Origin of the sequence: Companilactobacillus versmoldensis DSM 14857 = KCTC 3814 (genome assembly GCF_001434295.1) — a bacterium.
Taxonomy (GTDB): Bacteria; Bacillota; Bacilli; order Lactobacillales; family Lactobacillaceae; genus Companilactobacillus; species Companilactobacillus versmoldensis.
In genome coordinates this window covers 1-15,961 of the sequence record NZ_AZFA01000026.1, presented here as the reverse complement: position 1 = coordinate 15,961, position 15,961 = coordinate 1, and the positions used below count along the sequence as shown (strand labels likewise).

Below are 15,961 nucleotides of genomic sequence, written 5' to 3'. Positions count from 1 at the left end.
CCATGAGTAAATGGCGAACTTCAATTCCAGAGCGTGTTAGTTATGGATTAAGTGACGCTGCAGATAACTTAGTCTTCCAAATGATGACTACTTATCTGCTTTTCTTCTATACAGATGTCTTTGGTTTGACCGCCAGCGAAGCAGCTATTTTATTCGTAGTTGCCAGAGTCTGCGATGTGTTTGAGAGCTTGATCATTGGTGTAATGATCGATAATACTCATTCCAAATATGGTAAGAGTCGGCCATTTTTCCTCTGGTACGCCTTTCCATATGTCATCTTTGCCGTTTTGACATTCGCAACGCCTAACTTTTTGCCTCATTCAGGTAAATTGATCTGGGCTTACGTCACTTATTTAGGTTTGGGATTCTTCTATACGGCCGTCAATTTGCCGATCACATCGATCCTACCAACTATGACTGACAACGAACAAGAAACTACTCTTTTAGGTGTCATCAGACAATTCTTCGGTTCATCCGTCCAAATCATCGTCGGGACCTTCACTATCCCTCTAGTCGCTCTCTTTGGTAAAGGAGACCAACAAAAGGGCTTCTTAGGTACGATTATCCTCTTTGGGGTAATCTCCCTAGCCTTGATTTTAAATACCTTCTTCCACGTCAGAGAGCGGTTCACTGATAAAACAATCAGCCATCAACCACTCAAAGACGTCTGGGGAATGCTGAAACAGAATAAACCTTGGATGGTCATCTCGATTGTTATCTTTTTGTATTGGCTAACGACGTCGATCAAAAACCAAACAACCATTTATTATTTCAAATATGTCATCAGAAATGAGAATTTAGTTTCTTGGGCTAACAGTTTCACCTTCACCGCTTTGATTGGTGTCGTAGCGATCTACTTCATTTCCGCCCGTTTAGGTAAAAAACAGACTATGTTATTAGGTATCGTTACTGGATTCGTTGGCCAAATCATCATATCCATCGCAGCTTATTCCGAAAACGTCCCAATGATTTTTACCGGTGTCTTCATCAACTCCATCGGTAATGGCTTTATCATTGGTCTAGTTTCAATCATGATCGCTGATACGATCAGATATGGAACTTCAATGGGTATCCAAGCTGAAGGCGTTCTAGCTTCAACCGATGACTTCGGGGTTAACCTAGGATTAGGATTGGGTGGTTTGGTAACAGCTGAATCACTTGATATCGCAGGTTATTCTTCTAACCACGTTCAAAGTGCCGGTGCGATTTCAGCTATTAATTTAAATTACGCTTTAATTCCTTTAGCACTTTACGTTGTTATGTTTTTAGTTCTATTACTTTACAATGAAACAAAAATAAATAAGGCCGTTCAGGCGATGAAATAAATGCAAAAAAACTAAGCAGTTATCAGCTGCTTAGTTTTTTTGTGGTACAGATAAAAAGAGACCTACTGGCGGCATTCTCGAACCCCCAAGCAAGTCTCTTTCAGACAGGATTCTCGTCTCCTATCTGTGATCCTCTTCATAATGTTTCTAATAGCTGAATAACTTTCAGCTGGACTTAATTAGTTGGTTACCAATCTTTGGTAACTCAATAAGTAAAATTCGTCACTTATTGGCGAAGCAACACAACAGGTTGCTTTTTAATTTTAACATATATATTCGCTTGAATACTAATATATTCATATTTTTTCAATAATAATTTGAAATATTTTTCTATAAAATTAACGTTAGCTTCATCACAAAAAAGACACTTTTTCTGTTTTTGGGTAATAAAAAAATCACGATCCTAGCGATCGTGATTTACGGGTAGTATTTTAATTTATTTGCTTTTATTGATTATAGTACTTTAACAGCGAATGAAGGCATGAAGTAACTTGAGATGTTAGCAACCTTAACTGATTCGCCTGGTTGTGGTGCAGCGATGTATTGGTTATTACCTAAGTAAATACCTACGTGGTATGTTGATCCTTCGCTACCCCAGAATAATAAGTCACCAGCAGAAGCTGATTGAACTGATTCATGTGTTCCGGCTGATTCTTGAGCTACTGTGTAACCACCGATACTCTTACCAGTTGCTTGTTGATATACGTATGATGTGAAACCTGAGCAGTCGAAACCACTTGGTGTCTTACCACCCCATACATAAGGTGTACCAACAAGTGACTTAGCAGTATTGATCAAACTGTCAACAGTTGATTCTGATGATGGAGCTTGTGTAGCAGCTTGTGTTGATGTTGGGTCAGCAGTCATATCAACGCCTTTAACCCAAGCATTGTTACCAACGGCATACCAGATGTTACCTGATTCGTCTTTTGCTTCTGCAACAACGGCCCAGTCTGAACCTACAGCCAATTGACGGCCAGCTAAGTCAGAACTGTTTGATGGTTGTGTAAATAGTTTTACTTGTGAGTTAGCACGAACAACAGATGGTACGTTGTCTTTAATGATAGTAGCAGCTTGTGCTACGTGTGATGAAGCATTATTTGTTAAACCTGAGATTCCAAAACCTGTAACTGCTAATGAAGCAGCGGCTGTTAATGAAACAAGACTTTTTCTAAATTTAGTATTCAAAATTAAAGTTCCCCCGTAAATGGATTGTTTTTTATTAGTTTTTTAAGATTCATAAGTTATTTTTATCACTCAACGGGGATTACTATACTCTCTGAATGTTTCATAACTGTTACAAGACAGGCAAAAGAATGTTACATCTTTATAAAAGCTTGAAATAAACGCCCAAAAATATCGTGATTAAGGCATTCTTAATCAAAATATTATTGAGCGTCTTTTTGATTATTCGATTTTTTGTACGATCCCATCAACGGAATCTTTGGTGTTTTTTATGTCTTTGTTAATGATTTCATAATAATTTCCATAAAGTTCCTTAGGGATTTCAAAGTCCCTGCGATTTTCTTCACTTGCAATTCTTTGCTTAAGTCGCTCAAACTCATCACCGCGCTTTTTCAATCGATCGGTAACTGTTTCTAGATCAGCCTTCATAAATAGAATGATCGTCTGTTCAGGGTATCTTTTTTGATAGGCTATCGCCCCTTTTGAATCAACAACGATCGATACTAAAGGAGATTTTTGCCAAGCTTGCTCCAAGCCTTCTACTGAGGATCCATATTTATTTCCACTATATTCAACTTGTTCCAAAAAGTGATTTTTATCAAATGACTCTTTGGTCTCAAAGTAATAATCAACCCCATTTTTCTCCCCTGTGCGTGGTGCACGGGTCGTATGGGTAATAACATGAGGAATCCGATATTTATCCTCAAGATATCGACTAATTGTTGTTTTACCGGTACCACTAGCACCAGTTATCACTATGACTTTATTTTTCATGATTTCATCCTAATTGCGTTTAGTTTGAAAAAAGTTCCTTACTATATTATGATACTATCCTGTTAGGTAAATAACTCTAGAGGAGTTTGCATATGAAAATTGAAGATATTAAAGTAGGCGAAACATACGACTGTAAAGTCGATGAAGATATGGATTACGCTTTCCAAGGGAAAGTTGAAAAGGTCTATGAACACTCAGCTCTGGTTGAGATCGTTAAAAATGATCCTAAAGATGATCCCAATAAAATGGAACTCAACAATAAAATTGTCGTAAGTGCTAAGAAAATGAGCAAAGCTAAGTAAAAGATCTTAGAAACATAAGGGGCTGTGACAAACGTCACGGCCCCTTTTTGGTTGTTGCTTGTATTATACAAAATATCTTTGACAAGACAAGCAATTACCATTTTAATTATCTATCTACATCAATAAAGGATCGAGCTGGAACTCGCAAGACCCGATATTCAGAAGCATACCGTCCGGCACGTAATCCCAGTCCATTGCGGAAATTACTCTTGTACTGTGCTTGAGCAGTCACAACGTAAGCTGTTTGATACTTATTATCAGCTTTCTTGATTTTCTTCATTGGCCAACTGAAATGTGTTCCGGAAACGTTGAATGGCAAAGTACCATCTGAGATTGATGCTTCTTTACTGGAAACTGTATATTCAGAATTATTCAACCAATACTTATAAGTATTGTTGGCTGAGTCTTTGTCAGTTTTATCCATTTTGACGTAATACCCTTGTCCATCAGACCTTGTCTGAACGATCATCGGATCGAACTTATAACTGATGGCGATGTCTTTTTTATTTCCTACATCGACCCGTGAAAATAATGACATATAAAGCATGCCGATTACCGCGGCAATTACGATCAGGATCTCGACTGTATCAAGACAAATTGTTTTCCAAGTAATTTTCTTTTTATTTTCAACTAATATTTTGAGATGTCGGTTTCTAATATTGAATACTACGAGGAACAATAGCGCAATAACAATAATCCAAGCGAGTATACCTACAAAGTTCCATGCGTTCATTTTTTTCTCCTCAAATTCATTAATTATTATTTGTTTCGTCTCATTGATTGATAAGATAATTCTAACACGAATAAAGGGATATTTTGCAAAATCCAAAATTTTTTATTGAGCTATAAAAGGCGCCCTAACGCCTTTTGGAACACCTTATAGTGTGCCGAAAAATAATCGCACCACAATATATAGCGCTTCACTAGTTACATTTCATTTTATTTGTTTTATACTAGTGATTGAAACATTCAACAAAAGGGGACCATCAGCTATGAATAACGTAATTGTTTACAGTAAAAATAATTGCATGCAATGCAAAATGACAAAAAGATACTTAAAAGAACATAATGTTCAATTTGAAGAACGCAACATCAATCAACAACCACAATACTTAGATTACCTAAAGCAACAAGGATATCAAAGTGTTCCTGTTGTTATGCCTGCTGATAGTGATCCAATCGTCGGATTCCGTCCTGACAGTCTTAAAGGACTAGTTGGTTAATCAATGGTAGACATTGCTTTTTACTCAATTACAGGCCAGACTGTAAGATTTGTTAACAAAACTGGCTTAAAAGGATACCAAATAAATGACGCCGACCCGTTTCACCCAATGGGTCGGTCATTTATTCTCATCGTCCCTTCATACGACGATGATATGATGGATTCTGTAATTGACTTCCTACAATATAAAGATAATGCTGAAAATTGCGTAGGCGTAGCAGGCGGCGGAAACCGCAATTTCAACACTTTGTACAACCATACAGCTAGAGACATTGCTAAAGGACTAGATGTGCCAGTTGTCTTCGAATTCGAATTCAATGGTACTGATAAAGATGTCGAAAATTTCAAGAAAGTAGTGAATGAAGTTGAGGCTAAACAACCTGGACGTAACTAATGTAAGTTACTTCAAATTAAATAACGAAATCAACATCCCTGTGGATGAAAAGATTCCTTTAAATAAGGATCAGGAAGCTATCAAGGCTTTCTTCAACGAAAACGTTAATCCAAACACTAAAAAATTTGGTAGTTTTAAAGATCACATCGATTACTTATTGGATGGAGATTTCATCGAACGCGAGATCGTCGATGAGTACCCATTCGATTTTATCGAGGACCTTTACAATTATTTGATGGATCAACATTTCCAATTCAAATCATTCATGGCAGCATACAAATTTTATAATCAATATGTCATTAAAACTAACGATGGCGACTTATACCTTGAAAATTATGAGATGAGAATACTTTTCAACGCATTATTGTTTGCTCATGGTGACCAAGACTTAGCTAAATCATTAGCTACCGAAATGATTGCTCAACGTTACCAACCAGCTACGCCTTCATTCTTGAATGCTGGACGTAAGCGTCGTGGTGAATACGTATCTTGTTTCTTACTCCAAGTAACTGACGATATGGATAGTATCGGCCGGACAATCAATAGTGCCTTACAACTATCACGTATCGGTGGTGGTGTTGGTATCACACTTTCAAACTTGCGTGAATCAGGTTCACCTATCAAAGGTATCGACAATTCATCATCTGGTGTCTTGCCAGTTATGAAGTTGTTGGAAGATAGTTTCAGTTACAGTAACCAACTAGGCCAAAGACAAGGTGCCGGTGCGGTTTATCTGAACGTCTTCCATCCTGATATCATCGATTTCTTATCAGCTAAAAAAGAAAATGCCGACGAAAAGATCCGTGTAAAGACTTTATCGCTTGGTGTGATCGTTCCTGATAAGTATTACGAACTAGTTCGTGAAGACAAAGATATGTACTTGTTCAGCCCTTATTCTGTTGAACGTGTTTACGGCGTACCTTTCTCTTACGTTGATATCACTAAAGAATATGACAACATGGTCAACGACGATCGGATCAAGAAATATAAGATTGAAGCACGTGAACTCGAAGATGAGATCAGTAAGTTACAACAAGAATCAGGTTACCCTTACGTCTTGAACATCGATACAGCTAACCGTGCAAATCCAATTGACGGAAAGATCATCATGAGTAACTTATGTACTGAGATCCAACAAGTACAAACTCCTTCAGAGATCAATGATGCTCAAGAATACGTCAAAATGGGAACTGACGTTAGTTGTAACCTTGGTTCAACCAACATCTTGAACATGATGCAAAGTCCCGACTTCGGTAAGTCAGTCCGCTCAATGATGCGAGCATTAACTTACGTTTCTGACGCTTCAAACATCACCGCTGTCCCTTCAATTGCCAATGGAAACAGACAAAGCCATTCAGTCGGTTTAGGTGCCATGGGATTACATACCTTCCTAGCTAAGAACCATATCGAATACGGTTCACCTGAATCAATCGAATTCACAGGTATCTACTTCCTATTGCTCAATTACTGGACATTGTTTGAAAGTAACCAAATCGCTAAAGATAGAAACGAAACTTTCAAGAATTTCGAAAAGTCAGACTATGCCAACGGAACTTACTTCGACAAATATCTGAACGAAGATTTCGCACCAAAACTAGACCGTGTCAAAGAATTATTCGCTGACATCGACATCCCAACTAAAGCAGATTGGGAAGCATTAAAGAATAATGTGCAAAAATATGGTCTCTACAATGAATATCGTCTTGCGGTAGCACCAACAGGTTCGATCTCGTATGTAAATAACACGAGTGCTAGCCTCCAACCTATCACTAGATTGGTTGAAGAGCGTCAAGAAAAGAAAAATGGTAAATTGTACTTCCCAGCTCCATTGCTAAGTAACGATACCATCAAATACTACAAGTCAGCTTACGACACCGATATGCGTAAAGTTATCGATATTTATGCCGCAGCTCAAAAGCACGTTGACCAAGGTATGAGTTTGACACTCTTTGTTCGTTCCGAGATCCCTGAAGGTCTTTACGAATGGAAAACTGATCAAAAACAAACAACTCGTGACCTTAGTATCTTGCGTAATTACGCTTATTACCAAGGCATCAAATCACTTTACTACGTCAGAACGTTCACCGAAAACAACGATGAGATCGGTAGTAACGAATGCGAAAGCTGCTCAATTTAATTTAAATCATAATCGAGGTAACCTCTTGAATCTCAAAGTTCGTTACCTCTTTTCTTTGGAGGAAATTTTAGAATGGTCGATACATATTACAAAGCCATAAACTGGAACCAAATTGAAGACCAAGTTGATAAGGCTACTTGGGAAAAACTGACATCACAATTTTGGCTCGATACTCGGATCCCCTTGTCAAACGATGTTGACGACTGGCGGACATTGAGTGAAACGGAACATACCCTAGTCGGACACGTTTTTGGTGGTCTAACTCTATTAGATACACTTCAATCACAAGATGGTATCGAAGAGATCAGAAAAGATGTTCGGACTCAAGCCGAAACAGCTGTCTTCAATAACATTCAATTTATGGAATCAGTTCATGCCAAAAGTTATTCATCGATTTTCAGTACTTTGAATACTGCTGAAGAGATCGAAGAGATCTTTGACTGGACAGACCACAATGAATATCTCCAGAAAAAAGCTGAATATATCAACGAGATTTATCAAAATGGAACTGGTTTAGAAAAGAAAGTTGCCAGTGTCTTCTTGGAAACATTCTTGTTCTATTCAGGTTTTTACACACCACTTTACTATTTAGGAAATAATAAGTTAGCCAACGTCGCTGAGATCATCAAATTGATTATCCGTGACGAATCAGTCCACGGGACTTACATCGGCTACAAGTTCCAATTGGGCTACAATGAATTGTCTGATGATGAACAAAGCAAGATGCAAGACTGGATGTATGACTTGTTGTACAAGCTTTATGACAACGAAGAAAAATACACTCATACTTTGTATGATGATATCGGCTGGACTGACGATGTCTTGGTCTTCTTAAGATACAATGCTAATAAAGCTTTGATGAACTTAGGACAAAGTCCATTGTTCCCTGATGGCAATGCTGAAGATGTTAATCCAATCGTCATGAATGGTATCTCAACTGGTACAAGTAACCACGACTTCTTCTCACAAGTAGGTAATGGTTATTTGATGGGTAAAGTTGAAGCCATGAAGGATGATGACTACAATATCGGTCGTAAAAAAGATAATAAATAATTAAATCAATAAGATTGAAAACTTCAATAGTTTTCAATCTTATTTTTTTTACTCAAAAATCATTTAGTCATTTTTATTAACAATTTCTATGTTAACTTGCTACTACATTTTTTCTAATACCGTTACAATGAAGTTGAGACCAGAATATTGGAGGACTGACCATGGCTGCATATCACGAAAATTTAATTTTCGATAACCAACTACCGGTTAAAATAATTTTGCATACTGACGTAAACTGGAAAAAACGAACCGTTCTGTCGCACTGGCACAATTCGATCGAAGTTTGCTACATCGTCAAAGGTCAGCCAGGCGACGCTCGGATCAACGGCCAAAAATATCACTTGCAGCCCCACCAACTCTATTTGATCGGTCCCAACATCATTCATAGCTTCGACACCGTCGTCACTCAGCAGGCAGAGATTTTGACCCTGCTGATACCACTGACCTGGCTGTCTGATCAATTCGACTATTTCAACAAAGCTATCTTCCAAGTTGGCCCAGTAAACGTTGATCACCCTGGTCACAAATTACTTGAAAAACAGCTCCAGACCATCATCGATTACAAACGCTCGAAAAATCCCTCGGCCAATAGTAAACTTCAAACCGTCGGTGCCCTACATTACATCGCATATTTGATCCTAGGAAAAATGATCGATGAGAAAACAGAACAGAGCAATGACCTAGAACTTGGTTCACCTTTGTTGATCCAGCAAGTGATGTCGAAGATCCAACATGATTACCAACATAATTTGATGATTAGTCAGCTCAGCGAAGACAATCACATCTCAGAAACTCATTTGATCCGGATCTTTAAAAAATATGTCGGCGTATCACCGAAAAATTATTTGATTCAGATCCGTTTTGATGAAGCAAAGCAGCTCTTACATCAAACTTCAATGTCAGTTGAAGAGATTGCTCAAAAGACCGGATTTGGTTCCGCGAAAAACTTCTTTGTCTTGTTCCACAAGCGCTTTGACAAGATTCCGAATGAATATCGTCATAAAAATAAGCAACCTGAAAGTTTTCATCCTAACCATTAATTTAATTTATTTAGAGAACCTTATTGTTTTTTTGAAAAAGCGACTAAAATATACCGGTTGATAGCATTATTAACTAAACAAATTACTATTTTGCAGTAATTTTTCCGAGGGAGGAATTATTATGGAAAATTTGAGTAGATTGGATCTTTCTGACCTAAAAAACCACAGTGAACCATATCTAGATACGATTTTTTCCCAAGCTAATGGCCATTTTGGTGTCAGAGCGAGCAATCCTCTAACTCCCGATGCCACTAGCGGTACTTTAGTTAACGGTTTTTATGAAACAAATCCGATTACTTACGGTGAATCGGCCGTAGGATATGCTAAAAATCATCAAACAATCGCCAACCTACCTGATTTGAGGGTTATCAAAGTTAAAACAGCTGGTGAAAAGATCTTTACTCGTAGCAATCTGATCGATTCGAGTTTAGACTTCGACACTGGCGTTTTAAATCAAACTTATCAGTTAAGTACCGATGACAATCTAACAGTCAAATTAGTTTTGACTACGATCATTGCCCAAAAAGATCAAAACCTATTTGGCTTGAATTATGAATTCAGTGCCGGAAGTTATGATGGGGCTATCAAAGTTAGCAAACCATTACATTTAAACATTAATCTCGACAACAGTAATGACCCGAGAAAAGCTCGCCAAATCAATGATCTTCAGACTCAGTTGATCCATCATACTGACTGTCAAAAAGACATCTCGATCAGAGCTCAACATAGTAAATTGAGCCTAACGATGGCTTTGGAGGCCGTTCAAGGATCACTGCAGGATTGGGAATTGAATTTGTCCAATGGACCAGCAGTTGCTAGTTACTTAGCCAAAGTTTCCAATGTGACTGGTTTTACTAATCAATCACAAATGCTGTTCGATCATCAGACTTTCCAATTCGTTTTAAATGATGCCAAAGAATATTGGCAAGAAGTTTGGAACAACAGTCGGATCTCCATTGATGGCGATGCTGAACTGACTCAAGCCATCCGTTACAATATTTTCCAATTGAACCAATCAGCTGGTCGTAACGGTCGGACTAATATCGCTGCTAAAGGATTGAGTGGCACTGGCTATGAAGGTCATTATTTCTGGGATACCGAAATGTATCTATTACCTTATTTCACTTATACCAACCCTAAAGTGGCCGAAAAATTGCTCGATTTCCGTTACAACACATTAGATATGGCCCGCAAACAAGCTCGGACCCTAGGCGTTTCGAAAGGTGCCCTTTTCCCATGGCGGACAATCAACGGCGAAGAAGCTTCGGCATATTATCCTGCCGGAACAGCCCAATATCACATTGATGGTGACATTGCCTATGCCGTCAACCGCTATTACGAAGCAACTTGTAATACTAAATGGCTAGTTGATAAGGGTTATGAACTGATCCTCGAAACAGCTCGCTTTTGGGCTGAATTCGGTCATTATCGTGAAGTCGATGGACATCAAAGATTTGAATTTTTCGGTGTCACGGGTCCAAACGAGTAAACCGTAATGGTCGACAATAACTACTACACTAATCGGATCGCCCAACACAATCTTAATTTGGCCGTCAGATTAGCTAAGATCGTCAAAAAACACGCTCCGAAGAAACTGAAAGAATTAGGTGTCCATAAACATGAAATCCAGCATCTCGAACATATTTCTCAATCGATTTATTTACCTTATAATTCGAAGTTGCAGATCAATGCTCAAGATGACAGTTTCTTCAATAAACCGCGCTGGCCGTTCGATACAACGCCAAAGGAAAATTATCCATTGTTATTGCACTACCATCCATTGACGATCTATCGTCACCAAGTTGCTAAACAAGCTGATACTATCTTGGCGGAATTCTTGTTCCCACAAGACACTGACAAGGAACAATTGAAGCGTGAATACGACTATTATGAAGACATCACAACTCACGATTCTTCATTATCCCGTTCAGTCTTTAGTATGGTAGCTGCTCGTTTAAAGAATTCTAAGCAAGCTTACGATTACTTTATGACGACTGCTAGGATGGACCTGGTCGACTTACAAGGCAATACTGAGGACGGTCTGCATCTGTCTAATTTAGGCGGAAGCTGGCTAGCTCTGACTGCTGGTTTTGCAGGCATGACCTTAGAAGAAGGCAATCTTCACCTAGTAAACAACCTTCCTAAAGAATGGCAAGGCCTGAGTTATCGGATGCTCCTGCAACAAAACTTACTGGAAATAAAAATCACCAAAGACAATATCGACGTCGAGATCCTTGAAGGACCAGCCATGGACGTAATGATCAATGGCAATTGGCAACGTATCAGTCCCGATAGAAAATCAGAGGTCGTTTATAACTAACATGAAGCTCATCATTCAATGATGAGCTTTTTTGATGGTCAAAAAGGTAATGAATTAGACAATTGGTGGTATTAATAAAATTGTTAAATCCCATTAAACTCTAGGTATAGATAAGCAATTGAGATATATCACTTTCTATGCCAAAGGAGAAATTGACATGCTAAAAGCAACGAAAATTACCTCAAATAAAGTTCAGAGAGAGCATATGAAAAATAAACTCAAAAAGACCATCAAACCAATCAACGAGGACACTTTTGGTGGTGAATATAGCCGTGATCTGTTACCAAATCTGCAAAAATTTGCGACCGCAAAACAACTGGACGACGACCTAGTCCAATTACGTTCCGGTAATAAAGTGGTCAATTCTAAAGACCTGACCATCACTGACATTCTCGTCGCCGAAAAAACCATCGAATACTGGGGCCGCACCGTTTCATTGGAACAATTCATACCCAAGAACGCTGACCCAGAAAAAGTCCTGATCTACTTCCAGGGTGGCTCATTTTACGGTGGCCAGATTCAAGACGTTCACAATATGCTAAAACTGATTGCCGAGAAAAGTCAGGTCCAAGTGGTCAACGTCGATTATCATCTAGCACCAGAATCCCCCTACCCCAATGCAATCTTTGATGGCGTAGCGGTCAGTCTCTACTTTCAAAAACAACTTGGACTGAAGAAAATCATTTTAAGTGGTGATTCCGCAGGTGGCAATATTGGTCTAGCTGTAAATAAATTACTTGGTAAATTAGGTTATAAAACTTCTATCGCCAATGTTCTACTATACCCAGTCGTTACCCTATCCGACGATGAGACTAAAGCGTTGTGGGACTACGATGAATTTCCGATCAAGAAAGAACAAATCTTGATCCGCAATAATTACGGAAAACTTTTTCACCAATTGAATGCGGTGATGCGTAAATATTATCTGCAAAATGATGAGGATCCGTCACATTCGTTGATTTCGCCACTGCACGATGATGTGAAAAATGACCCCAATACTTTGTTGATTGTTGGTGAATTCGACTTTTTCCGGTTGCAAGACGAACAATATGCTTTGGGTCTGCAAGCTCATCAGACTCAAGTCAACTTCATCCAATACAACGGTATGGCGCACGCTTTCGCCCCGATGGTTGGCGTTTTACCACAAGCAGACGATGCTGCCAACGAGATTGCTAAGTTCGTCAAAAATATATATTAATATTTTTATGATTTCTCCGAAAATTTAAGGTTCAGTTATGCTTCTCGATGCATAATGAATCTTGTTCAAACGAAGGAGGAACAATTTATGATCATTTTAAATTCATTACGTGCTGGAATCAGTACAGGAATTCACACAGCTGCTAATGATGTTATGGCAGTAGGCCAATTATTTGATAACGTTACACGCTTCTAATAATTAGTTAAAAAAACATTCATTCATTATATAAACAACCCCAGGTGAAAGAAAATGAATTCATTTTCTCTCAAAATAAAAGCAAATCAATTCTAGAAAATTGAGTTGCTTTTTGTTTATAAAAAAATATATCATCCAATACAATAATTTTTCAGTATGAAAATGATTAAGTCTAACTTATACTTAAATTTAAGTATATTAATGGTATTTAAACAAGGAGGGGGAACCTTGATGAGACCTATCTTATTTGTCATCTCAATTTTAACTTTTGCACTAGTCACAATTTTACCAATGGAAAATCAGCTGTCACAAGCAGCCATTGACGACACACCAGCAGTAACAGACATACACCCAGAAGGGGATCCGGGTAAAGTCGCAAATAATACTGCAGGTATACCTGATAAAAATTTCAGCAAAGTAAACGATAGTGCCATTACAGCTAAACCCTTTGCCACACCTAGCGAAACCAATACAATTGGAATCAATGGTGTTTGGCTTTTTAAGGCTGGAATTAGTTATCAATCACCAGCTGATACATACGTTAATCTGAACAAACATCATACACTTATCAGTCAAATTATAAGAAACAATGTTCTTATATCTCAAACAACCTTTAACTGGTATCGTTCAACTGATGGAAAAAACTGGAAACCTGTATCTATTAAGGACAGTTCTGAAGGCATCACACAAGGTATCGAAACAACATCCCCAGCTAAAAATAGAGATCAATCCGACTTAACCGTCTCATCAAAAAAAGAACAAACCGTTTATTATCAAGTACAGGCCCAAGTTTATCCTATAGATTTCAATCCCATACTAACTTCTCGAGTATTTGCTGTTCATTTTGTTGATCAAGATATACCTTCAACTGATTTTTCAATTAAAACTAATACTGATTATTTAATATCTGATAATCATTATAAAGATGGTAAATTCATTGCTTCAATTAAATTTGATCCATCTTATTCAACTGATAATAATTATATCAGCTGGTCAGTAAGTGATAATAATTTGGCAAAGATAGATTCAAATGGCATATTTGATATAAAAGATGAAGCAATTGGAAAATCTGGTTCTTTCGATATTATTGCAACTTTAAATCGAAATGATAATAAACCGATACAGGTTAGAAAGAAAACAATCAAAATACTACATCTCATAGATGGCGATACTGATGTGATAGCAGGTCAAACCGCACATTTTAAACTTAATGATTCGTTTAGTGACGATTCTTCCCTTTATTGGTGGGCGACGACTAAATCTAAATCTAAATCAAAGTATCTCAAAATAGAGCCTGAAGGTCCTGCACCAAATCTAAATCATACAGCAGCAACTGTCAAAATCTCCAATATATCAATTGACGATAATTTATCAACAATAGGCATAACTATTTTTACTCCAAAATTAGATAATCCAAATGGTAAAAAACCTATTAAACAGGATAAGAATAAAGAAACACCACTCGATATGATTATAGCTCAAAGGGTCACTTTACATGTCCATGAAAAACCAGTTTTTACTACTACTAATAAAATCTCTGACATAGATTATTCTCGTGCTAATGAGACGGTTTCAAAATTGACGGATGTTATTCCAACCGATCATCTCATACACGATATCAGTTTAAGCAATAGTTCAGATTTTGAAAACTACAGTACCAAGCCAGGCACGTTCATCTTTCCATATAGTCCTAACGAATCGATTAAATCAGTCAAAGTTGGCCAGAAAGATGTCAATTATACTTTGGATGCTGATAAGCATCAGTTAGAAGTTCCTAATTTGACTGTTAGCGTTAAGGGCACTACCAAAATAGAAATCACGACACAGGTTAACTCATTTGTGACGGGGCATTTCGATTATGACCCGGTCTTGAAATTGAGCGATGGAACTGAGGTTAAAATTAAACAGACATCAGCGACCTTTTCTAGCAATTCTATCGAATTATCCGAACTCAAGCCGATTGATTTTGGATCGGTCTTGAAGTTCGGACCGCGGACGCACCAACGTAAAAGCCCGGATGAGACGTCGCCAATTGTGACGATAAATGATCGACGTCGGAACAAGGCTCCGGCTAGTTTACAATTAGAATCTTCTGATATCTATGGCCCTAACGGCGAAGCTAGTCATATGAGATTTAACTATATTGACGAGCATCATCAAAAAAGTGACCCCATGAACCATTCGGTTGAAGTCGCTAATAGTTCTAACGGGAAAAAATTTCCCTCTATTGTATGGAAGAAGTATCAGGGATTGAACTTAGTCGTCCCTGCAGAAGGCTTTCCAGATGGCCACTATAAAGCTAATTTAACTTGGTGTATCAGCAATTCTATCTAATTTAAGAGTGATATTCATTGACTTGAATATCACTCTTTTTTTATTGTTCACATTATCTTCAAATAATCTACATGTAATTTTAAGCCCTCTTAAAGCTTCAGACGCAATAATGTATCACATAGAAAGGAGGTTGGTACACATCAATAACTACACCAACGAATTTCACAACGCTGTATCTGCAGCCGTTGATCAACGCAATGGTCATTTAGAAAAACACCTTCGACCATTGTTTCATACTATCAATAGATAATACTTTTAAACTTAAACATTCAAACTAATAAAAATTACAAACAAAGAAGGATATCAATTATGAACAATTCTTCATTAAAATCAAATTCAAACATGGACGATCAATCCACAAAAAGTTACACCACAGCTTCAATAGATTTAATCAAAGAACAAAAATTTTTCAGATAATTCTAAATAGAAAAGAAGGACTAAATATTATGAATAACTTTCCAAATCAATTCCACGAAGCATTA

General features: G+C 37.7%; 13 protein-coding genes and 1 pseudogene. 11 read left to right on the top strand and 3 right to left on the bottom strand.

From position 1 onward, the window contains the following. Nucleotides 1–2 precede the first annotated feature (2 nt). Nucleotides 3–1,325, top strand: a complete 1,323-nt coding sequence (locus FC27_RS10195) for an MFS transporter (RefSeq protein WP_010624746.1) — start codon at nucleotides 3–5, stop codon at nucleotides 1,323–1,325. Nucleotides 1,326–1,778: 453 nt separating this feature from the next. Here FC27_RS10195 and FC27_RS12070 read toward each other — a convergent pair whose 3' ends face one another. Then, nucleotides 1,779–2,513, bottom strand: a complete 735-nt coding sequence (locus tag FC27_RS12070; RefSeq protein ID WP_010624747.1) for a C40 family peptidase — start codon at nucleotides 2,511–2,513, stop codon at nucleotides 1,779–1,781. A 219-nt stretch (nucleotides 2,514–2,732) separates the two neighbouring features. After that, nucleotides 2,733–3,284 carry a guanylate kinase gene (locus tag FC27_RS10185; RefSeq protein ID WP_010624748.1) on the bottom strand — a complete coding sequence of 184 codons (552 nt, stop codon included), beginning with the start codon at nucleotides 3,282–3,284 and terminating at the stop codon, nucleotides 2,733–2,735. 92 nt (nucleotides 3,285–3,376) lie between these two features. On the opposite strand from FC27_RS10185, the gene FC27_RS10180 reads away from it, so the two are divergent. Next, the gene (locus FC27_RS10180; RefSeq protein WP_010624749.1) at nucleotides 3,377–3,586 is read left to right on the top strand and encodes a DUF2187 domain-containing protein; all 210 of its coding nucleotides are present in this window, start codon (nucleotides 3,377–3,379) and stop codon (nucleotides 3,584–3,586) included. A 106-nt stretch (nucleotides 3,587–3,692) separates the two neighbouring features. On the opposite strand, the gene FC27_RS10175 is transcribed toward FC27_RS10180, so the two are convergent. Next, complete coding sequence (locus tag FC27_RS10175) at nucleotides 3,693–4,319, bottom strand: LVIS_2131 family protein (protein WP_010624750.1); 627 nt, start codon at nucleotides 4,317–4,319, stop codon at nucleotides 3,693–3,695. 259 nt (nucleotides 4,320–4,578) lie between these two features. Between FC27_RS10175 and nrdH the strand changes: the two genes are divergently transcribed. The 9 genes and pseudogenes from nrdH (at nucleotide 4,579) to FC27_RS10135 (ending at nucleotide 15,479) form a co-directional block, all read left to right on the top strand. Continuing rightward, nucleotides 4,579–4,809 (top strand): glutaredoxin-like protein NrdH, encoded by a 231-nt coding sequence (gene nrdH, locus FC27_RS10170; protein ID WP_010624751.1) that lies wholly within the window; start codon nucleotides 4,579–4,581, stop codon nucleotides 4,807–4,809. A gap of 3 nt (nucleotides 4,810–4,812) precedes the next feature. After that, a complete protein-coding gene (gene nrdI, locus FC27_RS10165) occupies nucleotides 4,813–5,202 on the top strand; it encodes a class Ib ribonucleoside-diphosphate reductase assembly flavoprotein NrdI (RefSeq protein ID WP_010624752.1) in 390 nt (129 codons plus the stop codon). Further along, nucleotides 5,174–7,339, top strand: a complete 2,166-nt coding sequence (gene nrdE / locus FC27_RS10160) for a class 1b ribonucleoside-diphosphate reductase subunit alpha (RefSeq protein WP_010624753.1) — start codon at nucleotides 5,174–5,176, stop codon at nucleotides 7,337–7,339. Before nrdI ends, nrdE begins: the two co-directional genes overlap by 29 nt. A 72-nt stretch (nucleotides 7,340–7,411) precedes the next feature. Then, entirely contained in the window at nucleotides 7,412–8,392 is a 981-nt protein-coding gene (nrdF, locus tag FC27_RS10155; protein WP_010624754.1) for a class 1b ribonucleoside-diphosphate reductase subunit beta, read from the top strand. A 161-nt stretch (nucleotides 8,393–8,553) separates the two neighbouring features. Continuing rightward, nucleotides 8,554–9,432, top strand: a complete 879-nt coding sequence (locus tag FC27_RS10150; RefSeq protein ID WP_010624755.1) for an AraC family transcriptional regulator — start codon at nucleotides 8,554–8,556, stop codon at nucleotides 9,430–9,432. A 121-nt stretch (nucleotides 9,433–9,553) separates the two neighbouring features. Then, nucleotides 9,554–11,491: pseudogene (locus FC27_RS11845) on the top strand (glycoside hydrolase family 65 protein); the annotation flags it as partial. Nucleotides 11,492–11,530: 39 nt separating this feature from the next. Then, nucleotides 11,531–11,752 (top strand): glycosyl hydrolase family 65 domain-containing protein, encoded by a 222-nt coding sequence (locus FC27_RS12065; RefSeq protein WP_268869697.1) that lies wholly within the window; start codon nucleotides 11,531–11,533, stop codon nucleotides 11,750–11,752. Nucleotides 11,753–11,909: 157 nt separating this feature from the next. After that, nucleotides 11,910–12,950 carry an alpha/beta hydrolase gene (locus tag FC27_RS10140; RefSeq protein ID WP_010624756.1) on the top strand — a complete coding sequence of 347 codons (1,041 nt, stop codon included), beginning with the start codon at nucleotides 11,910–11,912 and terminating at the stop codon, nucleotides 12,948–12,950. Nucleotides 12,951–13,376: 426 nt separating this feature from the next. After that, a complete protein-coding gene (locus FC27_RS10135) occupies nucleotides 13,377–15,479 on the top strand; it encodes a hypothetical protein (RefSeq protein WP_010624757.1) in 2,103 nt (700 codons plus the stop codon). Nucleotides 15,480–15,961: the final 482 nt, after the last annotated feature.